This is a genomic window from Macellibacteroides fermentans, from assembly GCF_013409575.1.
Taxonomy (GTDB): Bacteria; Bacteroidota; Bacteroidia; order Bacteroidales; family Tannerellaceae; genus Macellibacteroides; species Macellibacteroides fermentans.
Genome location: NZ_JACCCY010000002.1, coordinates 763,004 through 780,470, shown reverse-complemented (window position 1 = coordinate 780,470; position 17,467 = coordinate 763,004). Strand labels below are relative to the sequence as shown.

Genomic DNA, 17,467 nt, shown 5'->3' with positions numbered 1-17,467 from the left:
TACGGATCTATGGCGGGGATACTGCTGACTGCCACATTGTTTTCGCAGGAAACATTCAAACCGGAGCTGGCTGTAGGCGCTTCGTTCGGTACAACATTCTCGTCCGTCAGCTTTACCCCGAAGGTTCAACAAGGGATGCTTATGGGATACACTGCCGGAGTTACGGCACGATACAATACTGAAAAGAATGTAGGATTGCAGGCAGAACTGAACTATGTGCAACAAGGATGGAAAGAACAGTTTGATCTGAATCCGGAGTTTACCTATAGCCGTACAATCAACTACTTAGAGTTACCTGTGTTCACCCATATCTATTTCGGGGGGAAGAATGCCAAATTCTATATTAATCTTGGTCCGAAGATAGGCTACGCCCTCAACGAAAAGACCGAAAGCAATTTGGGTGACGCAACTCCGAATACGACAAACGACCAACATGATATGCCCATCGATAAGAAATTTGACTGGGGACTTTGTGGAGGTCCGGGACTGGAAATACGGACGGGTGTAGGTTATTTTCTGTTGGAAGGCAGGTATTATTATGCTTTAGGAGACATGTACAACAGCAAGAAGGCAGATATTTTTCCTAAATCGTCGGCACAGGTGCTTTCAGTAAAACTTACTTACCTGCTTCCTTTATTCAAATAAGCATCAATAAACAAACCATAAAATAGAAAGGGACCGATTCTGAATAAATCGGTCCCTTTCTATTTTATGATAGCGCTCGCTATTATCTTAATCTTTCCAATGATCTTACTAAAGCCTCGTCGGCACCGATGTTACGGATAGCCAGATAAGTAAGAATCAGATTAACCAATGGAAATGCAAGGGCAATCTCAATTCCGAAATGGGTTGCCGAATACTTGCCATAGGTGATCCATACAAAAAAGCCAAATAACAGATAAAAACAGATCAATAGAATAGCATTGAATATGCAAAAACGGATCTGCAACATTCTTTTCTTGTACAAGAAAATGGTAATAAAAGGTAACAACGTACTGATTCCGGTAAGTACAGCCAGGCTCCAGGTACGGTATACCTGCTCACTTTGAGCATTTACTCCGGCATTTAACCCGAATATGTCGAATGTGAACAAGTCGGCTCCGGCTTGCATATTGGCCAACGGCAGAAAGAACAAAGCAAGACCAAGCGCTGTAACAATAAATAAATAAACGGTTTGAATTCTTTGTAACATAATCGTATTATTTTAAACACAAAGGCCGATCCGCAAAGAATCAGCCTTTATGTTGAACGTTTCGTATTTCTTAGAAATTACTTTTTTCTTTGAGCGGATTTTTGTGATAAACTTTCCCGTCTTCATATTCCTGAGCTGCAATCAACGTAGGTTTAGGCAGCTTTTCATAGTAACGCGAAATTTCAATTTGCTCTCTGTTTTCAAAAACCTCTTCAAGATTATCGTTGTAAGAAGCAAATTCCTGAAGTTTCTTCTCCAAATCCTGCTTCATTTCAACACTAATCTGATTGGCTCTCTTACCAATTACCATCACAGTTTCGTATACATTACCTGTATCCTCCGACAATCTCATCATGTCGCGGGTGATCGTGTTTGTTGGAGCGTTAGACTTTCTGTAATCCATCTTTCTATTTATTGATTATAATCGTTAATACGCATCATTAATTCTCTTGCTGGCATAGTCGTAAAACTTCTTAACCTGTTTTACGTACTTACCTTCGGGATATTCATTCATGTAGTTATAATACTCGTCCACCACATCGCGGTAACGGCCCTGCAGCTTTTCTTCCACACTAACCATTGCCAGTTCGTATTTAGACTGTATCACATAATACATAAACTCTTCTCTGTATTTGGAGTATGGATAATTCTTCAACGCATTCTGAGCGGTAATTACCGACGATTGAAAATTATTACCCATATAAGTTCCTAAGTTATAATACAAACGGGTGGCAAGTAATTCCTTAAATGCCAGCTTTTCCTGCAACTCGAACATAATGTTCTGTGCCTCCTTAGCCCGTTCACTTTGCGGATAGTACTCCAGATAAAGCTGTAACTCGGCAATTGCCTTGTAAGTCTGGGTCTGATCCAGTCTGGGATCCGGCGAATCCAGGTAAAGACCATAACCCGAATAATAACGGGCCAACTCCGTGTACTCACCCTTTGGATACGTTGTATAATACGTATTGAAATACTGCGATGCCGTTAAATAATCCTTCTGACCGTAATAACTTTGCGCCAGCAGATAAAGCGACTCTTCCGCAGAAGCTGTTCCCTTGTAAATGGGTACCAGTTCTTCCAACAGGGTTGCCGACTTGGTAAATTCCTTCATATTGAAGTATTTCTTAGCATACGAATACTTAAGCTCGTAATCAGTACTCTTCAATATCTTGTTATACTCCCCGCAGGAAGAAAACAAGACTGCAATCATCATTATAAATAGAACCTTTTTCATTCACATACTTTTAGCGCGCAAAGTTAACTCAAAAGAGTTAATTTACGAAACACAAAACGTTAATAATTACAACTTATATAAATCACTTGCCGCTAAAAGCTCCAATTTGTTCGCTTTCAGCACTTCAGCACACTTTTCTACGTTATCCGGACGAATAATCACATTGGCTGCCTCACCTTGCGAAAAGGCATACATGTACTCGATAAAGATACCTTCGGAGGTGATAATATCCATGGCTTTAGCCAATGCTCCGGGCTGATTGGGGCAATGAAGGCACACCACATTGGCCACGCTTACCGCATAGAGTTTATCACGAAGTACTTTAATCGCTTTGTCCGTATCCGAAACAATCAGACGAAGAATACCAAAATCCGAATTTTCAGCCACAGTAAAGGCAGACATGTTAACACCAGCTTCGCCAAGCAACTTGGCTACTTCGGTAAAACGGCCTTTTTTATTTTCCAAAAAAATAGACAACTGCTTAATTAACATAGTTCTTTATCATTTAGATTATAGCAACTTCCGGTTGTCGATAACACGTTTTGCTTTTCCCTGGCTGCGTTCAATACTACGGGGCTCAACAATACGTACATCGGGAGTCAACCCGAGTACACTCTGCAAACGATGTGTTATCTTTTTCTTTAAAGCAAGCATTTTATTCATCTCGTCCGAATAAAACTCCTGCCTAACCTCCACCTGAACCTGCAACGAATCGGTATTGTTAACCCGATCCACCACCAACAGGTAATGAGGTTCAAATTCTTCAAGCTCCAATATAACAGATTCGACCTGAGAAGGAAATACATTCACACCTCTGATGATCAGCATATCGTCGCTTCTGCCCAGAATCCGGCTCATACGAACCGCGGTACGTCCACATTCGCAAACTTCATAATTCAATGAAGTAAGGTCTCTGGTACGGTAACGCAACATAGGCATCCCCTCTTTGGTAAGCGTAGTGAATACCAGTTCGCCCGGCTGCCCCGGCTCTACGGGTTCAAGCGTTACGGGATCCACAATCTCGGGAAAGAAATGATCTTCCCATAAGTGGGTTCCGTTCTGGCTTTGACATTCGCATCCCACACCCGGACCGATAATTTCGGTAAGCCCATAAATATCGTAGGCCTTAATGCCTAGCTTCTCTTCGAGCTCCTTCCGCATATTCTCTGTCCACGGCTCAGCTCCAAAGATACCTGTTTTTAATTGAAATTCCTCTCTTTTGATACCAGAATCTTTAATTGCCTCTGCTAAAAAAAGCGCATACGAGGGAGTACAAGCCAAAGCCTTTGCTCCGAAGTCGTGCATCAGCTGAATTTGCTTCTGTGTATTTCCACTACTGATGGGGATAACGGTACCACCCAGTGTTTCTACTCCGTAGTGTAATCCGAGTCCCCCTGTAAACAGTCCGTAGCCGTAGGAAACCTGCACCGAGTCGTTGCGCGTTAAACCGTAAGCACTCAGACAGCGGGCCACCACTTCTCCCCACACCGAAAGATCCTTGCGGGTATATCCTACCACGATAGGTTTACCGGTTGTTCCGGACGAGGCATGCAGACGGACAATTTCCGACATGGGCACAGCCATTAATCCAAAGGGGTAATTATCGCGTAAATCCTGTTTTACGGTAAAGGGTAGCTTAACGATATCATCGATAGAGTTGATATCTCCGGGAGTAATTCCTATTTCCTGCATCTTCTTGCGATAGAAGGGAGTGTTATGGTAAGCATGTTCAACGACACGCTTTAAACGTATGCCCTGAAGTTTACGCATGTCTTCCCTACCCATGCATTCGATTGTCTCATTCCAAATCATGATCGTATAGTGTTTTTGATAATTAGAAACAAATTAGCAACGCAAAGTAACAACTTTTTTTATTTTAATCCCATTCTGTTACTGATTAATTCCCTTTACCTTGCAAAAATTCGTATATTTGTATTCAAATTAAACAATAAAACAAACGCTTCTCTGCCAATGTCTTTCCGGAAGAACATAAGCCTGCTTTATCTCATAAAAATCTCCAAATGGTTCACCCTTGTAATGCCCGTCATCGTTCTTTTTTACGAATCGAACGGTCTGGGACTGAAGGATGTTTTTATTCTGAAAAGCGTCTATTCCATGGCTGCGGTTATTCTGGAAATTCCATCGGGTTATCTGGCCGACGTATGGGGACGGCGTAAATGTCTGATTCTGGGTTGTATTCTCTACTTTGGCGGATACCTGAGCTACTCTTTTACTGACACATTTACTGCGTTCTTATTTGCAGAGATCTTGCTCGGAGTGGGACAAACATTGGTTAACGGGGCAGACTCGGCCCTATTATACGATACAACGGTAGAGCATAACAAGGAACCTCTCTACCTCCGGTACGAAGGACGCATCACGATGATTGGCAATTTTGCCGAAGCCTTTGCCGGTATTTTAGGCGGACTGCTGGCTGTGTATTCCCTTCGTTTACCATTTTTCTTTCAGACCGCCATCGCCTTCATCGGTATTCCCGCAGCCATTGCCCTGAAGGAAGCAAAACAAAGAAACGTGATTAAGAGCCCTCTTCAAGAAATAGTCAAAATAATAAGATACTCGCTGTTCACCAACAAGCAGCTTTGCTACAACATTATGTACTCCGGTATCATCGGGGCGGCTACCCTCACCATGGCCTGGTTTGTACAACCATTGCTTATACACCTGAAGACTCCCACTTCGCTGTATGGAATAATCTGGACTGTCTTGAACCTCACCGTGGGCATTGCGGCACTGTATTCCGATAAAGTTGACCGGTTCTTCGGTGTGCGCAAAATGGGAATCATTATTCTATTCTTTATTGCCGGAGGCTACATTGCGCTGGCATTCAATCTTTCTTACGTCGGACTTTTTGTTCTTTTTATCTTTTATATCTTCCGTGGATTCGCTACCCCGATCCTGAAAGGCTATATCAATCAGATGACACTTTCGGAAATGCGCGCCACGGTTCTTTCCATCCGCAACTTCGTAATCCGACTTATGTTTGCGGCTATCGCCCCATTTATAGGATGGATGAATGATGTGTACTCGCTTCAAATCGCCTTGCTTACATCGGCGGCCATTATCTTTATACCCGGATTGCTGTTTCTCGTGCTTCAGTTCAGGGCAAATCCCCCAGTTCAATCTCCCTCCGAATAAAGCCGTTCAACTACCTTTTTTTGTTTTCTCTTCGCTGAGGATTTTTGCAATCTCCATAGATACTTCCCATGAATTAATCCACTTAATTTTATCAGATACTGACAAGTACAAATTAATGCTTATGAATTACAGATAGGTATCCCACAAACTACATCTTTGCCCGTATACTCTAACAATTTTCAATACGACAGGGCAGACGCATTAAAATTTCTCCACAGAAAGTATGCTTTGGAGAACGTCGTCAGACCATCCTGCTGATTTTCTTTTGCGAGCAATGCTACTTTTACTTTCATAGTGCTTTAACATAGATAAAGCTGTTTTAGAGACAAGCGAAAAGTTGACGGCAGCATTGTTCTTCTTTCTTCCGTAATCTTCATTAAACGAGACATCCAATTGCCAGTGTAAATTATTTTCCACAGACCAGTGTTTTCTGACAGAACTAGCGATTAATTCAGCATCTAAAGCTAATGAAGAAATATAGTATCTGGTTTCTTTTTGTTTACGAGGGCCTTTTTCGCCTGGAACGGTACGCTCTGTAATGACACAGGCAAATGTTTTCAAACCAGCCCATTGAGTGAAGTCTTTAGTATTTAACCAGTATAGGTTGTCACAGGCTATGCAAGTTCTTTTTTCCAAACGACCATGTCCAGTCTCGCTCTTCTCGTAAACGCTTACCCGGTTGGGCTTCTCAGCACTCCAAATGGTGAAAAAATGTTCTATTTCTTTGTATAAATGCATATGGTTGTTTTTCACAGCCAAAACGTAATCAGCTTCTTTGTCTATTATTTTAGATGCTATTGTCTTTTGACATCCCATAGCATCAATAGTGATTATACACTCTTTAATATCTAATGCTTCCAATAGTTCGGGGATAGCGGTAATTTCATTGGATTTTTCTTCTGTCTTGATTTGTCCAAGGCTTATTCCATTGTCTGCGGCCCAGGCACTTACCATGTGAAGTTTATATTTGGGACTCGATGGTTTTAAGTAGGTACCTCTGAATAATTTAGCCTCTTCAGACTCATATGCTCCGCATATTGTTTTGCCGTCGATAGCAACCACGCCTTTATACTTGCCACATATGGATTTAACCCATTCTCTGAATTGATTTTCAAAATATGAGGTATCCAAGACTGTGAAAAATCGGTTAAATGTATCATGTGAGGGTATTCCATTAAAAGAAGGGATCGTACGAGAGAAGAAATCAATTTTACAATGACCAAAGTCTTCTATTTCATTCCATGTCTCGGCCCCGCAAATAACGGCAGCTAACGTAATATAAATAATAGTTTCTGCAGAGTGAACCTTATTTCTGTCAAAACGATAATCTTCGATACTTGAAGCAAAAGCAAGCAATGTCATATTTTATGTATTTAAACTATTGATAATAAGGTAAATATACGATTTTTTACTGAGATATCAATGAGTTTAAGTGATTATTTTGAAGATTTATTATCTTTCTTTTCGTAGTTGTAATTACCGTTTTTGGGCTCTTTTTAGTAATGTCAATATGACTTCAAACTGAACTTAAATATTCTGATTAAAGTTTTAACTTAACAAAGTTGTCGTAGCAAAAAGATACATCCAATTTTTAGAGACGGTTATTATTTTTAAAGCAAATTTTATCACATACAATATGTACGATTAATATTAAATATGGCTATTTTAATCTTATTTTAAATTGACGATGTTTTGATACAATAAATTATGAACGTCAGATATGCTATGTTTAATATATTGAATATCTGCATTATATATATACACATTAAGTAATAATCCTTACTCTTTTAGCTCTAAAATAATATGCGTCTGCCCTGTTCAATACGAGAAACTAATCGTTGGACCATGGTCTACTTATTGTTGGACCATGGTCAACATATCGTTGGACCATGGTTAAGATATCGTTGGACCTAGGTCCAACGATTAGTTGTTCGTTATAAAAAAAATAGATTATCGTACTCTTATCTGTTAGCCTCCGTTTGAAAGGTTCTAATGAATCGTTGGAGGGTTCTACAAAGAGGCACGGCTGGAGTAAACGTTTACAGAGTAGGTCGTGCCGCACACGAAGCAACAGCAAAAAGCACAAAGGAGAAATACTTATATAAACAAATGATAATAAGGAAAATACATAGTAAAGGCGCATTACATGGAAGGGGGCCAGCGTGAACCCTGAAATGTAGCAGAAACGTATATACTAGTTTTTTGAACTAAAAAGCGAGATAGGAAATCTTAATACATAGAGAGGGCCTCTTCGCAAAGGCCCTCTCTATAGGTTTTTAATAGGTATTAGTCTTTAAGGCAAAAAGATTGTTTAGGTTATCTGGACACAAAGATGAAGCATAATTAGAGACTAAACAAATAAAAAAGGATATTATAAAACATATTTTTAAGAAAATCTTAATTTATTTACAGCTCCTGTATTATTTTAACACTTCATCCTTTTTGTTTAACTAAATCAGGTCCAAATTAACGATATTAATAAAAAATTACAAAACTATATTATGGAATGTTTTTTTGTAAATTCTATTATTTCGTCTATATAACCGAATGCCAGTCCCGTTACAGTATCCGCACAGCCATAATATACGGCAATACGTTTTGATTCGGGATCGTGCAGTGCAGCACAAGGGAATACAACGTTAGGAACATCACCCATACATTCGTAATCCTTCTGCGGAGACAACAGGTAAGGTCCGGAACGGAATTTCACTTTCCAGGGCTGATCAAGATCCAACAATGCAGAACCGAAACTATAAACAAAGCCGTTACATGAATGCAACACTCCGTGATAGATTAGCAACCACCCTTCGGAGGTCTCGATGGGTATTGGTCCCGCACCAATCTTGGTACATTGCCAGGCACTGTCTTCGAATGGAGCAGGAGACATTACATGACGGTGTTTACCCCAGAAGCACATATCCGGCGATTCACTGTAAAAAATATCGCCGAAAGGAGTATGACCGTTATCGCTGGGTCTGCTAAGCATGGCATAATTTCCGTTTATCTTGCGGGGAAACATTACACCGTTACGGTTAAAAGGCAGGTATGCATTTTCAAGCTGGTGGAACGTTTCGAAATCGAAGGTATAAGCCACCCCTATCGTGGGACCATGATATCCGTTACACCAGGTAACATAATAGCGGTCTTCTATGAAACACACGCGTGGATCGTAGGCATATACAAAATTACCGATCTCCTGGTCGTCGCAAACAAATTCAAGTTTGGTCTCTTTGATATCCCAATGAATGGCATCTTTACTGAAACCTACATGCAGACGCATACGGCGGTTGGTGTCGTCGCAACGAAACACGCCGGCATATCCATCTTTAAAAGGAACAACGGCGCTATTGAAAACGCTGTTGGAGGTAGGTATGATATTGCGGGGGATCACCGGGTTTTTAGAAAAACGCCACATCACCTCCTTGCATCCCTGGGGACGATCCTCCCAGGGCATTCCGGGCAACGAATCTCCTTTGATGATTAAATCTGACTTGCTCATACTTCTTTTTGCTTTTTATTTAACTAATTCAGAGTCCTCTTTATCTAAGTCCAACGTGCTCATAAGCGCATTGTATTCTTTTTCTTCACGATCCATCTTATCATACCAATTCTTTTTCAGAATCAGGGTGGTGATAACAAGTATCACAATAGATGTAAACAAGGGGAATCCCTCTTTTATAACAATATACATCGGTATAATGGTAAGACAACTTTGCCAGATAATACCAACGGCCACATTAAACATATCCCGTTTGAAGTTCCGGTTTCTGGTAACCTGCGGGTATTTTTCCATAGCCTTACGGGCAACCGGTCCCCAAAATCCCCACGGACGTACGCGGATATAGAAATTTATCAGCGTCTTCTCGTCGGTTGGAGCCGACAATAACGTACCTATTATACACCCTACAAAGGAAATAACCATCAGTACCGGGAAATAATACAAGGGTAACGTATTGGGGAAAAACAAGGGAACAACCATCGCTGCCAGAATACCGGCAAGCATTCCCCAGAAGTAACCTGTACCGTTAAAGCGCCACCAATGCCATTTCAGGAAATTGGCTGCGATATATCCACCATACAATGCCGAAACAATCCACTGAAGTACCGAATTTATATTCAGCACAAAGAAACCGATAACGGTGCTGATTACAACAACCAGAGCCGAAATGAGGTAACTTGCGCGTATCTGCGTCTGGGCTGATGCCTTGGGATTGATATATTTAAGGTATACATCATTAACCAGATAAGCCGGAGCCGCATTAACCGTAGAGGCGAAAGTAGACATGAATGCAGCCAGCAAGCCAGCCAACAACAGTCCGGCCAAGCCTACCGGAACAAATTGTCCGATTGCACGTGGAAGAATCGTCTCGAAATCGACTGCCGATCCCATAGCCCTGAAGTCTTCGCTAAAGAATACAATGGCAAGCACGGCAAAACCCATAATCATCAGGTACCGTGGAATCAACAGAATTACCGGTACAGAACCGCTCATAAGAGCCGCCTCTTTCGGAGACTTACAAGCCAGAATCTTTTGCATGTCGTAATTGGGTGCAGGACCAGCCATACTTAGGAAGACGCCTTTGAAAAGCATCATCATCACAAATATTGTAAACAAGCTGTATTGATCAGCAGCAATTTTATCCATTGCTACAGGCAGCAGGTTGCTCCAGTCCAGATCCAGCGTCCAGCCAAAGAAAGGAGAATCCCATCCAGCCGGAACATGGGCGGCAAGCATCTCAGGCGTAACGTTCGTCATTGCGATAACAGCAATCACCACACCGGCAACCGTCATTATACCAAATTGCACCACGTCTGTCCATACAATACTCAACATCCCCCCCAACATTACATAAAGTGTAGCAATAGTAGTGAAGAAGATACCGTAAACGTGGGGCACATACTGCGGAGCCACGTCGAAAGGCACATACTGCGACACCACTTCCCACGGGAAGAATATCTCCATAAACTTACCTATCCCGATAAACCCGTAACTTAAAAAGCCCAGTACACCTATTACAGCATAAAGAACTACAATGGTATGCGAGAGATTGGCGCCCCTTCCATAACCAAAGCGCGTACGGATCCACTCGGCTCCGGTGAGCACATTGGAACGGCGAAGCCAGATAGACAGATAGATCATTAAAAATATCTGATTAAACACCGGCCAGAGCCAGGGAATCCAAAGGCTCTTAAGACCATACACAAAGGCCAGATACACCATCCACATGGTTCCGGAGATGTCAAACATACCGGAAGCATTGGAGAGACCTAACATATAAAACGGAAGAGTCTTACCTCCCAGAAAGTAAGAATCGAGATTTTTGGAAGCTTTCTTCTTCAGCAGAAGTCCGATGACAATCATAATCACCAGATAAGCTGCGATGATAAGCACGTCCACTAACTGTAATTTCATGGTATACTCAATTTGTTAACGTAAAAACGTTCAAAGATAGAAAAAATATCAATTAAAAGGATAGATAGCAGAGATCATCCCTGTCTCCTGATAACCGGTAAGCGACCAGATCATCTTTCCATTCTTATCCACCTCAATCAATTTGGGAGTACCTTCTGCCTGCTCGCGGTTGTGTCCCTGCCAGTTACAGATAAATAGTCCGCCCCCATCAACAGGGAAGAGTTCGGCTACAAACGAAAGCGGTGCACCTTCAATCTGTTTCTCCTCAACCACACGCACAATCTTTTCTTTTTCGTAATCAAGTTCGATGTACTGATGCGCATCACCACAGGCAACCAATAAATTTCCGTTACGAAGAGTAACCGTCGAGAAAGGGTTTCCGGGCACCTTAACTGTTTTAATCAGTTTACCCTGAGGTGATACCTCACGGACGTCGGATGTAGCAAATACCGGAATCAGGTAATTCCCTTTTTTATTTTTGCTTACCTGACGGAACTGGGCATGCACCTGTTCCACACCTGTTTCATATTCGGTCTTCCGTATTGTCTTCCCTTTCTTGTCCACCTCAAGAATCGTAGCCGGTCGGCCGCACCATGCCAACAGATAATTCCCGTTGGGCAACACCTTGGCAGTCTGCATCTCGGCCCCTTCGGGAGCTGTTACATTCCAGATTTCTTTCTTATCGCGGGTAATAAGCTTGGCTCCTTTACTGTAGGAAAACAGCACATCGCCTTGCTTTGTTACGGCGACGGAATTACATTCCCAGCCCTTTTCCAAAGGATACTCCCACTCTATTTTTTTAGTTTCTTTGTCTAGTATGGCGATTTTGTTCCAACCCGATCCACCGATCAGCAACTTGGGACTCTTATTTTTGAACGAAAAAAACAATACGGACAAGGCTGCCAGGACGGTCAGCATATAAATTCGGTTCATCATTTTAAATGGTATTAATATGGTATAGAATAATAAGTAAGCAAGTGGCATAAAATAAGAAGGGTGCCAACATACGGTGGCACCCTCCAAAGTTAATTAGTCGGCAAGATCATTAAACATTTCAAAAGCTTGTTCGGTAGTAAGTCCTTCATGAACCACGCCTCGTACCGCGCGAATCATGGCTATCGGCTTTTCGCTTTGGAAAACATTCCTACCCATATCTACTCCGGCAGCACCTTCATTGATAGCCCGGTAACATAAATCCAGGGCCTCTTTTTCGGGTAACTTCTTTCCTCCGGCTATCACGATGGGAACCGGACAGGCATTAATAACCTTCGCAAAGTCCTGCTCGGTATAGTAAGTCTTTACAAAAGTCGCCCCGTTTTCGGCACAGATACGCGCTGCAGTCGCAAAATAGCGGGCATCGCGGGTCATCTGCTTACCAACAGCCGTAACCCCCATGGTAGGGATACCGTATGTATAACCGTAGTCGGCCGTACGAACCAGATTTTCGATGGTTTTAGCCTCGTAGGTATCGCCAATGGAAACCATTACTGCCAGTGCCGAAGCATTCAGGCGGATTGCATCCTTGATATCGAGTATACATTCATTGTTTAATTCGGTAAGCACGGAAGTGCCTGCAGAATAGCGCAAACAAACCGGTTTGTTGCATACAGGAGGAACAACCGACCGCAATGCACCTCTGGAACACATCAGTGAATCGGCATATTCGATAAGCGGAACGATCGACAAATCAAGTCTTTCGAGTCCTGATGTAGGGCCCATGATGTATCCGTGATCAAAAGCCAACATCACCGTGCGGCCCGTTTCGGGATTAAATATCCGGCTCATTCTGTCTTTAATTCCCCAGTCACAATGATCCAGTCCTTTTAAAAAGAAGGATTGCTTTTGCACAGGAATTCCAATTCCATAATCTTTGTCTTTGTTGGCAATGATGCCATCTAAATCTGCCATTTTCTTTTCTTTATAATAATAGTTGAACTCACACTGCCTCTGCAAACGAAGCAAACATACTAGACCACGAAGTTGCGCCCGAATCGGCATACCCGATGGATTGTTCGCCGTAATTGCGTGCTCTGCCAAAGTTTGCCTTCATCTGAACTGTAGATTGGGCTCCTTGCAAAGCCGCCTCAGCTGCTGCAACAAGCAATTCTTTTATATCCTGAGATGTTGATGCCTGCATGGCTTCGACCGCCGGGATCAATGCATCCATCATCGTCTTGTCACCCTTCTGAGCTTTCGTCTGCTTCCGTACATTTTCCAGTCCTCCGGCAAACATAGCTTTCATAGCGCCGGCATCCAGAGAAGTTCCGGCAGAATAATCGCTCATTCCCAGAAAGAAAGCACCAAGCAGGGTGCTGGTAGAACCGCTTGTTTGTAACATTACGGCAAAGCCCATATCGTTCAGCATCGATTTGAATTCGGTTCCCTTTTCAAGCGGATCCATCACACAAGAGAGAGCTGTAACAATTGCGGTACCATGATCGCCATCGCCAATAACCGCATCGAGCTTTGAAAACTCATCTTCCCTGAGCTTTACATGCATTAGCGCATTGCGCATCATTGCTTTAAAAATATCTATTGATAATACGTCCATGGTTTATTTGCCTATTGTAACCCAGTAAGGTGCATCTGCACGTTTGTTTTTTAAGTAATCGATATGATCTGCATCCAGTTTGGCGATGATCATCTGGAAACCTGCCTGTTCCTGTACCGTAAGGATTTCCTGAATGCGACCTTCGCATACTTCAAAGCCCTTTTCTTCAAGAACCATACAAGCTTTGCGGTAAACGATGCTTAATTCCATGTGAGTGGTAGCACCTACACCGTTTATAATAAGCAGCATCTTATCTCCTGCTGCAGGTTTCAACTGTTGCAGTAAAAGATCTACCATCTGTGCTGCTGTTTCATCTGCCGAAACCAAAGGCTGACGTCCGCCGCCGCCTTCGCCATGCTGACCCATACCGATTTCCATGATACCTTCGGGCAGGTCGGTAATAATTCCATTGTTTTGAGGGTGCGTACACGAGCGCATAGCAACTGCAAGGGTGGCTACATTCTGAGAGAAACGCTCACCGATCTCAAGCAATTCATCCAATGATTTGCCTTCCTCGGCAGCAGCACCTATAATCTTAAACAAAGGAACGCAACCAGCCAGACCGCGACGATCTTCATCCGGAGCACCGATACCGGCACTTATATCATCGTGTGTAAGCAGTTTCTTAACTTTGATACCCATCCGTTCGGCCAGCTGGCAAGCCATGTTGGCACTCATCACATCGCCGGAGTGGTTCAACACTACCAACAATATTCCGGCCTCTCTTTTAAACAGCTGCAATGCCTGAAAAAGTCGCTGTGCACCCGGAGCGGCAAAGATATCGCCTACTACAGAGCAATCTAACATACCTTCGCCTACGAATCCGCTTAAAGCCGGTTCGTGTCCGGAACCTCCCAAGGTTACAATCGCCACCTTATCTTCGCTTTTAGGTGTTGCGCGTACTACAATGTTCTCGCCGGCTAAAGCTACTTTATCTTTATAAGCCATTACATATCCTTCCAACAATTCCGAGGTAATCTGTTCCGGATTATTTATGAATTTTATTTTAGTTGCTGACATTTTACTATTCTCCTTTTTGTTTCTTGTTTATTTAATTTCCATTAATTCGATAGCAACACCCTCTTCTTCAATAAAAGCAATGGTAAGGTGTTCGTCGCATACGGCCGGACCAAATATTACTTTTTGTCCTTCCAGTGCTGTAGTCAGACAAGGTACCGTATAGGCAATATGAGCCGTTGTCTGTACCAGTTCGGGAAGGCACGAACCTTCTTCGAATTTCAGGAACTCAATCTTGTTCTCACTGTTGCTGATATCGGTCAGCCACACCTTCAGTCCTTCGTTTAATGTTGCGTCTTCTCTGATGTAATTTACAGGAACGCCAAAATGATGCAATGTTCTCATGATAATAAGGTTTAAATACGTATTATGATAATTAGAATTTATATTCGACAGGATACAATATGGACTTTTGTAGTACTAATTTCCGGATTAAAATCTATACTTTCTGAAGCATATATAGGACCGTATTCCAAGCAGAACAACTACAGCCAAAATAATATACAGGTATATGAAAATACCATGAATATTATCATTCTGACCATAAGAATGCATACCGCTAAGCAGGTAATTCACCCCGAAAAAGGTCATCATCACAGATGCAAAGGCTATAACGGAACCCATGTTAAGCGCCCATGCATTCTTACATGCCTTTAACATCCGCATGTGCAAGACGATCGCATAGATCACCACTGTAATTAATGCCCAGGTTTCTTTAGGATCCCATCCCCAATAACGGCCCCACGATTCGTTCGCCCACACAGCTCCCAGGAATGTACCTATAGTCATTAAGGTTAAACCAATCCAAAGAGACATTTCATTAACAAGGGATAATTCCCCCACTCTTGCCTTGATCACTTTGGCAGGTTTGCCTTTTCCAAAGTTCATAAGTACCAGATTAGTCAGCCCGATAAGGAAACTGATACCGAAGAATCCGTATGCTGCCACTATAACAGCCACATGAATCATAAGCCAGGGTGATTTGAGTACAGGAACAAGCGGATTTATCTCCGGATCCATCCAGTTAAGGCTGGACACAAATAATATTATTCCACCAAAAAGAGTAGCCAATGCAAACGTGAGTGAACTTCGTCTGCCGAACAGAATTCCTGCCAGCACCGTAGCCCAGGCTACATACACCATGGTTTCGTAGGAGTTTGACCACGGCGCATATCCTCCGATATACCATCTGAGCCCCATTCCGTACATATGGTAGACAAAGGCAGCAAGCACCAGAAGCATCAAACCTTTCAGGGTGTATTGCAGCCATTTACGCTGTTTAAACAGTGTTACGAAAGAAAAGACAAGGAGTAATCCTCCTAAAATAAGGTAGAATATTTTTGTAAAGCGAAAAACCTGTTGCTTGTTATATTTAATTTCGGATGCCAGCTTTTCATGATCAATAATCAGGGTTCCCGATTTTGCATCCTGATAAGTCGCAATCATACCTAATACTTCGTTGGCTTTGGTCCAGTCGGCCGACTTAAGCGCAGTTTGTACTTCGCTTATATACCAGTCCATCACACGCGACACAAACATGGAATCCTTACCGGCAAAAACCGACAGATCGTCTCCCGATGCATACCATGTATGGTTGGGGTCATCTTCCTTAGGAAACAGATTCAACATTTGCCCGTTAATCAGCTGATGCATGATGTTGACCTGTTCATCCAGTTTTAGTAAATCTTTATCAAAGCGGGATCGTTCGTTGGGCATTTTATTGTAAGCTCCTTCTACGCCTTCCTGCAGTTTGTAATTTCCATTGGAATCAAACATTTCAATATAGGCACTCTGACCTTCTGTCAGATTATAGAACCCTGCTAATTCACTATTAGATATAGCTATCAGGGGAACCCGCATCCACATATCGGGCATGGCTAACAAACTAAGCAGAAACTGATCGGAATTAAGAGAGCCTATCTTATCCGACTTGTGTAATTTGCGTAATATCTCTGAAGAGAAGGTATTGACAGGAATCATTCTTCCATTGGATGATTGAACAGGTAAAGCTCCGAACTTGTCTGCATGCTCCGTACTAACTGCAAACTTCTGAACGGCTTCGATCATGGGATTCTCTTTACTTTGGGCGTTTGTGGTAAGGGAGAAGCATAGTAAAACTAAAAGCGTGAGTTCTTTTTTATTGGAATCAATCAATTCTCTTAAACGGCGGTTTAATTTCATAAAACGGGAATTTCTGGTAACCAGGCTTAAAACAAGGCCTATCAACAAAAAGATGTAACCGGTATAGGTTATATTTCGTCCGGCAACATCTCGGTTTACCGATAGAACGGTACCCTGTTCATCGGCATCAAAAGAGGCCTGAAAGAAGCGATAGCCCTTCAGGTCCAACACATTATTCATATAAATCCGTTCGTGACGGGTCTTACCATCCACATGAACAAGCAACTCGCTCTCGTAAGACGAGGGGCTGGATGAACCGGGATAGCGGTGTAAGTTAAACTTCACTAGTTCAAGCGTAAAGGGAAGGGTATGAAAAGAGGTAGATTGCGAAGTACGGACAGCCATTACGTTGGTGCTTTCGCCCTCCCGAATGTGGACAATGCCCTCTTCGCCAAACAAATGTGAAACAAGTGCACCAAACAGGATGACAATAAATGCCAGATGGGTGATCAGTCCGGCCCATTTCTTCTTTTTATACAACCCTTTCTTTATAGCCAGCGCTATAAAATTTACAACAAGTAAAAATTGCAATAAAAAGAACAATGGAGAATAATATATCATGGCTTTGGCTGCCAATGTTCCATGATACTTTTCAATAAATGTGGCCAAAGCCAACCCTCCGGCATATATCACCATTAAGACAATCGTTGTGACTGCAGAATTGAAAAACCCACTGAATGATACTTTCATTTGTTATGCGAATATAAAACCGGATGGCAGCAG

At 42.4% G+C, this 17,467-nt stretch carries 16 protein-coding genes; 2 read left to right on the top strand and 14 right to left on the bottom strand.

What is annotated here, in order from left to right:
• Positions 1 to 9 precede the first annotated feature (9 nt).
• Positions 10 to 645 (top strand): porin family protein, encoded by a 636-nt coding sequence (locus tag F5613_RS08210; RefSeq protein WP_179399561.1) that lies wholly within the window; start codon positions 10 to 12, stop codon positions 643 to 645.
• 82 nt (positions 646 to 727) lie between these two features.
• Here F5613_RS08210 and F5613_RS08205 read toward each other — a convergent pair whose 3' ends face one another.
• The 5 genes from F5613_RS08205 to F5613_RS08185 form a co-directional block, all read right to left on the bottom strand.
• A complete protein-coding gene (locus F5613_RS08205) occupies positions 728 to 1,192 on the bottom strand; it encodes a DUF4293 domain-containing protein (protein WP_079681985.1) in 465 nt (154 codons plus the stop codon).
• A gap of 70 nt (positions 1,193 to 1,262) precedes the next feature.
• Positions 1,263 to 1,595: a DNA-directed RNA polymerase subunit omega gene (locus F5613_RS08200; protein ID WP_179399382.1), complete on the bottom strand. Its 333-nt coding sequence runs from the start codon at positions 1,593 to 1,595 to the stop codon at positions 1,263 to 1,265.
• Positions 1,596 to 1,619: 24 nt separating this feature from the next.
• On the bottom strand, positions 1,620 to 2,426 hold the full coding sequence (locus F5613_RS08195; RefSeq protein ID WP_079681983.1) for an outer membrane protein assembly factor BamD: 807 nt from the start codon (positions 2,424 to 2,426) through the stop codon (positions 1,620 to 1,622).
• Positions 2,427 to 2,492: 66 nt separating this feature from the next.
• Positions 2,493 to 2,918, bottom strand: a complete 426-nt coding sequence (locus F5613_RS08190; protein ID WP_068178054.1) for an amino acid-binding protein — start codon at positions 2,916 to 2,918, stop codon at positions 2,493 to 2,495.
• Positions 2,919 to 2,936: 18 nt separating this feature from the next.
• Entirely contained in the window at positions 2,937 to 4,238 is a 1,302-nt protein-coding gene (locus F5613_RS08185) for a phenylacetate--CoA ligase family protein (protein ID WP_068178059.1), read from the bottom strand.
• Positions 4,239 to 4,397: 159 nt separating this feature from the next.
• Between F5613_RS08185 and F5613_RS08180 the strand changes: the two genes are divergently transcribed.
• Positions 4,398 to 5,582 carry an MFS transporter gene (locus F5613_RS08180; protein ID WP_179399381.1) on the top strand — a complete coding sequence of 395 codons (1,185 nt, stop codon included), beginning with the start codon at positions 4,398 to 4,400 and terminating at the stop codon, positions 5,580 to 5,582.
• A gap of 201 nt (positions 5,583 to 5,783) precedes the next feature.
• Here the strand turns inward: F5613_RS08180 and F5613_RS08175 are convergent, their stop codons facing one another.
• From F5613_RS08175 to ccsA, 9 genes are all read right to left on the bottom strand, one after another.
• Positions 5,784 to 6,944: an ISAs1 family transposase gene (locus F5613_RS08175; protein WP_179398492.1), complete on the bottom strand. Its 1,161-nt coding sequence runs from the start codon at positions 6,942 to 6,944 to the stop codon at positions 5,784 to 5,786.
• 1,132 nt (positions 6,945 to 8,076) lie between these two features.
• Entirely contained in the window at positions 8,077 to 9,081 is a 1,005-nt protein-coding gene (locus F5613_RS08170) for a glycoside hydrolase family 130 protein (RefSeq protein WP_179399380.1), read from the bottom strand.
• 15 nt (positions 9,082 to 9,096) lie between these two features.
• Entirely contained in the window at positions 9,097 to 10,995 is a 1,899-nt protein-coding gene (locus tag F5613_RS08165) for a sodium:solute symporter family protein (protein ID WP_179399379.1), read from the bottom strand.
• Positions 10,996 to 11,043: 48 nt separating this feature from the next.
• Complete coding sequence (locus F5613_RS08160; RefSeq protein WP_179399560.1) at positions 11,044 to 11,928, bottom strand: beta-propeller domain-containing protein; 885 nt, start codon at positions 11,926 to 11,928, stop codon at positions 11,044 to 11,046.
• 96 nt (positions 11,929 to 12,024) lie between these two features.
• Entirely contained in the window at positions 12,025 to 12,903 is an 879-nt protein-coding gene (lsrF, locus tag F5613_RS08155) for a 3-hydroxy-5-phosphonooxypentane-2,4-dione thiolase (RefSeq protein ID WP_179399378.1), read from the bottom strand.
• Between the two features lie 28 nt (positions 12,904 to 12,931).
• On the bottom strand, positions 12,932 to 13,546 hold the full coding sequence (locus F5613_RS08150) for a DAK2 domain-containing protein (protein ID WP_179399377.1): 615 nt from the start codon (positions 13,544 to 13,546) through the stop codon (positions 12,932 to 12,934).
• Positions 13,547 to 13,549: 3 nt separating this feature from the next.
• Positions 13,550 to 14,566 (bottom strand): dihydroxyacetone kinase subunit DhaK, encoded by a 1,017-nt coding sequence (locus tag F5613_RS08145; RefSeq protein ID WP_179399376.1) that lies wholly within the window; start codon positions 14,564 to 14,566, stop codon positions 13,550 to 13,552.
• A gap of 27 nt (positions 14,567 to 14,593) precedes the next feature.
• A complete protein-coding gene (locus F5613_RS08140; RefSeq protein WP_068178088.1) occupies positions 14,594 to 14,908 on the bottom strand; it encodes a hypothetical protein in 315 nt (104 codons plus the stop codon).
• Positions 14,909 to 14,995: 87 nt separating this feature from the next.
• On the bottom strand, positions 14,996 to 17,434 hold the full coding sequence (gene ccsA / locus F5613_RS08135; protein WP_179399375.1) for a cytochrome c biogenesis protein CcsA: 2,439 nt from the start codon (positions 17,432 to 17,434) through the stop codon (positions 14,996 to 14,998).
• Positions 17,435 to 17,467 lie beyond the last annotated feature (33 nt).

What these genes read in the sequence shown, in the direction of transcription:
- F5613_RS08150 (WP_179399377.1), bottom strand. Translation starts at nt 13,546, where the DNA reads ATGGACGTATTATCAATAGATATTTTTAAAGCAATGATGCGCAATGCG.
- F5613_RS08165 (WP_179399379.1), bottom strand. Translation starts at nt 10,995, where the DNA reads ATGAAATTACAGTTAGTGGACGTGCTTATCATCGCAGCTTATCTGGTG.
- F5613_RS08140 (WP_068178088.1), bottom strand. Translation starts at nt 14,908, where the DNA reads ATGAGAACATTGCATCATTTTGGCGTTCCTGTAAATTACATCAGAGAA.
- F5613_RS08200 (WP_179399382.1), bottom strand. Translation starts at nt 1,595, where the DNA reads ATGGATTACAGAAAGTCTAACGCTCCAACAAACACGATCACCCGCGAC.
- F5613_RS08170 (WP_179399380.1), bottom strand. Translation starts at nt 9,081, where the DNA reads ATGAGCAAGTCAGATTTAATCATCAAAGGAGATTCGTTGCCCGGAATG.
- F5613_RS08185 (WP_068178059.1), bottom strand. Translation starts at nt 4,238, where the DNA reads ATGATTTGGAATGAGACAATCGAATGCATGGGTAGGGAAGACATGCGT.
- F5613_RS08180 (WP_179399381.1), top strand. Translation starts at nt 4,398, where the DNA reads ATGTCTTTCCGGAAGAACATAAGCCTGCTTTATCTCATAAAAATCTCC.
- F5613_RS08160 (WP_179399560.1), bottom strand. Translation starts at nt 11,928, where the DNA reads ATGAACCGAATTTATATGCTGACCGTCCTGGCAGCCTTGTCCGTATTG.
- lsrF (WP_179399378.1), bottom strand. Translation starts at nt 12,903, where the DNA reads ATGGCAGATTTAGATGGCATCATTGCCAACAAAGACAAAGATTATGGA.
- F5613_RS08175 (WP_179398492.1), bottom strand. Translation starts at nt 6,944, where the DNA reads ATGACATTGCTTGCTTTTGCTTCAAGTATCGAAGATTATCGTTTTGAC.
- F5613_RS08195 (WP_079681983.1), bottom strand. Translation starts at nt 2,426, where the DNA reads ATGAAAAAGGTTCTATTTATAATGATGATTGCAGTCTTGTTTTCTTCC.
- F5613_RS08190 (WP_068178054.1), bottom strand. Translation starts at nt 2,918, where the DNA reads ATGTTAATTAAGCAGTTGTCTATTTTTTTGGAAAATAAAAAAGGCCGT.
- F5613_RS08145 (WP_179399376.1), bottom strand. Translation starts at nt 14,566, where the DNA reads ATGTCAGCAACTAAAATAAAATTCATAAATAATCCGGAACAGATTACC.
- ccsA (WP_179399375.1), bottom strand. Translation starts at nt 17,434, where the DNA reads ATGAAAGTATCATTCAGTGGGTTTTTCAATTCTGCAGTCACAACGATT.
- F5613_RS08210 (WP_179399561.1), top strand. Translation starts at nt 10, where the DNA reads ATGGCGGGGATACTGCTGACTGCCACATTGTTTTCGCAGGAAACATTC.
- F5613_RS08205 (WP_079681985.1), bottom strand. Translation starts at nt 1,192, where the DNA reads ATGTTACAAAGAATTCAAACCGTTTATTTATTTATTGTTACAGCGCTT.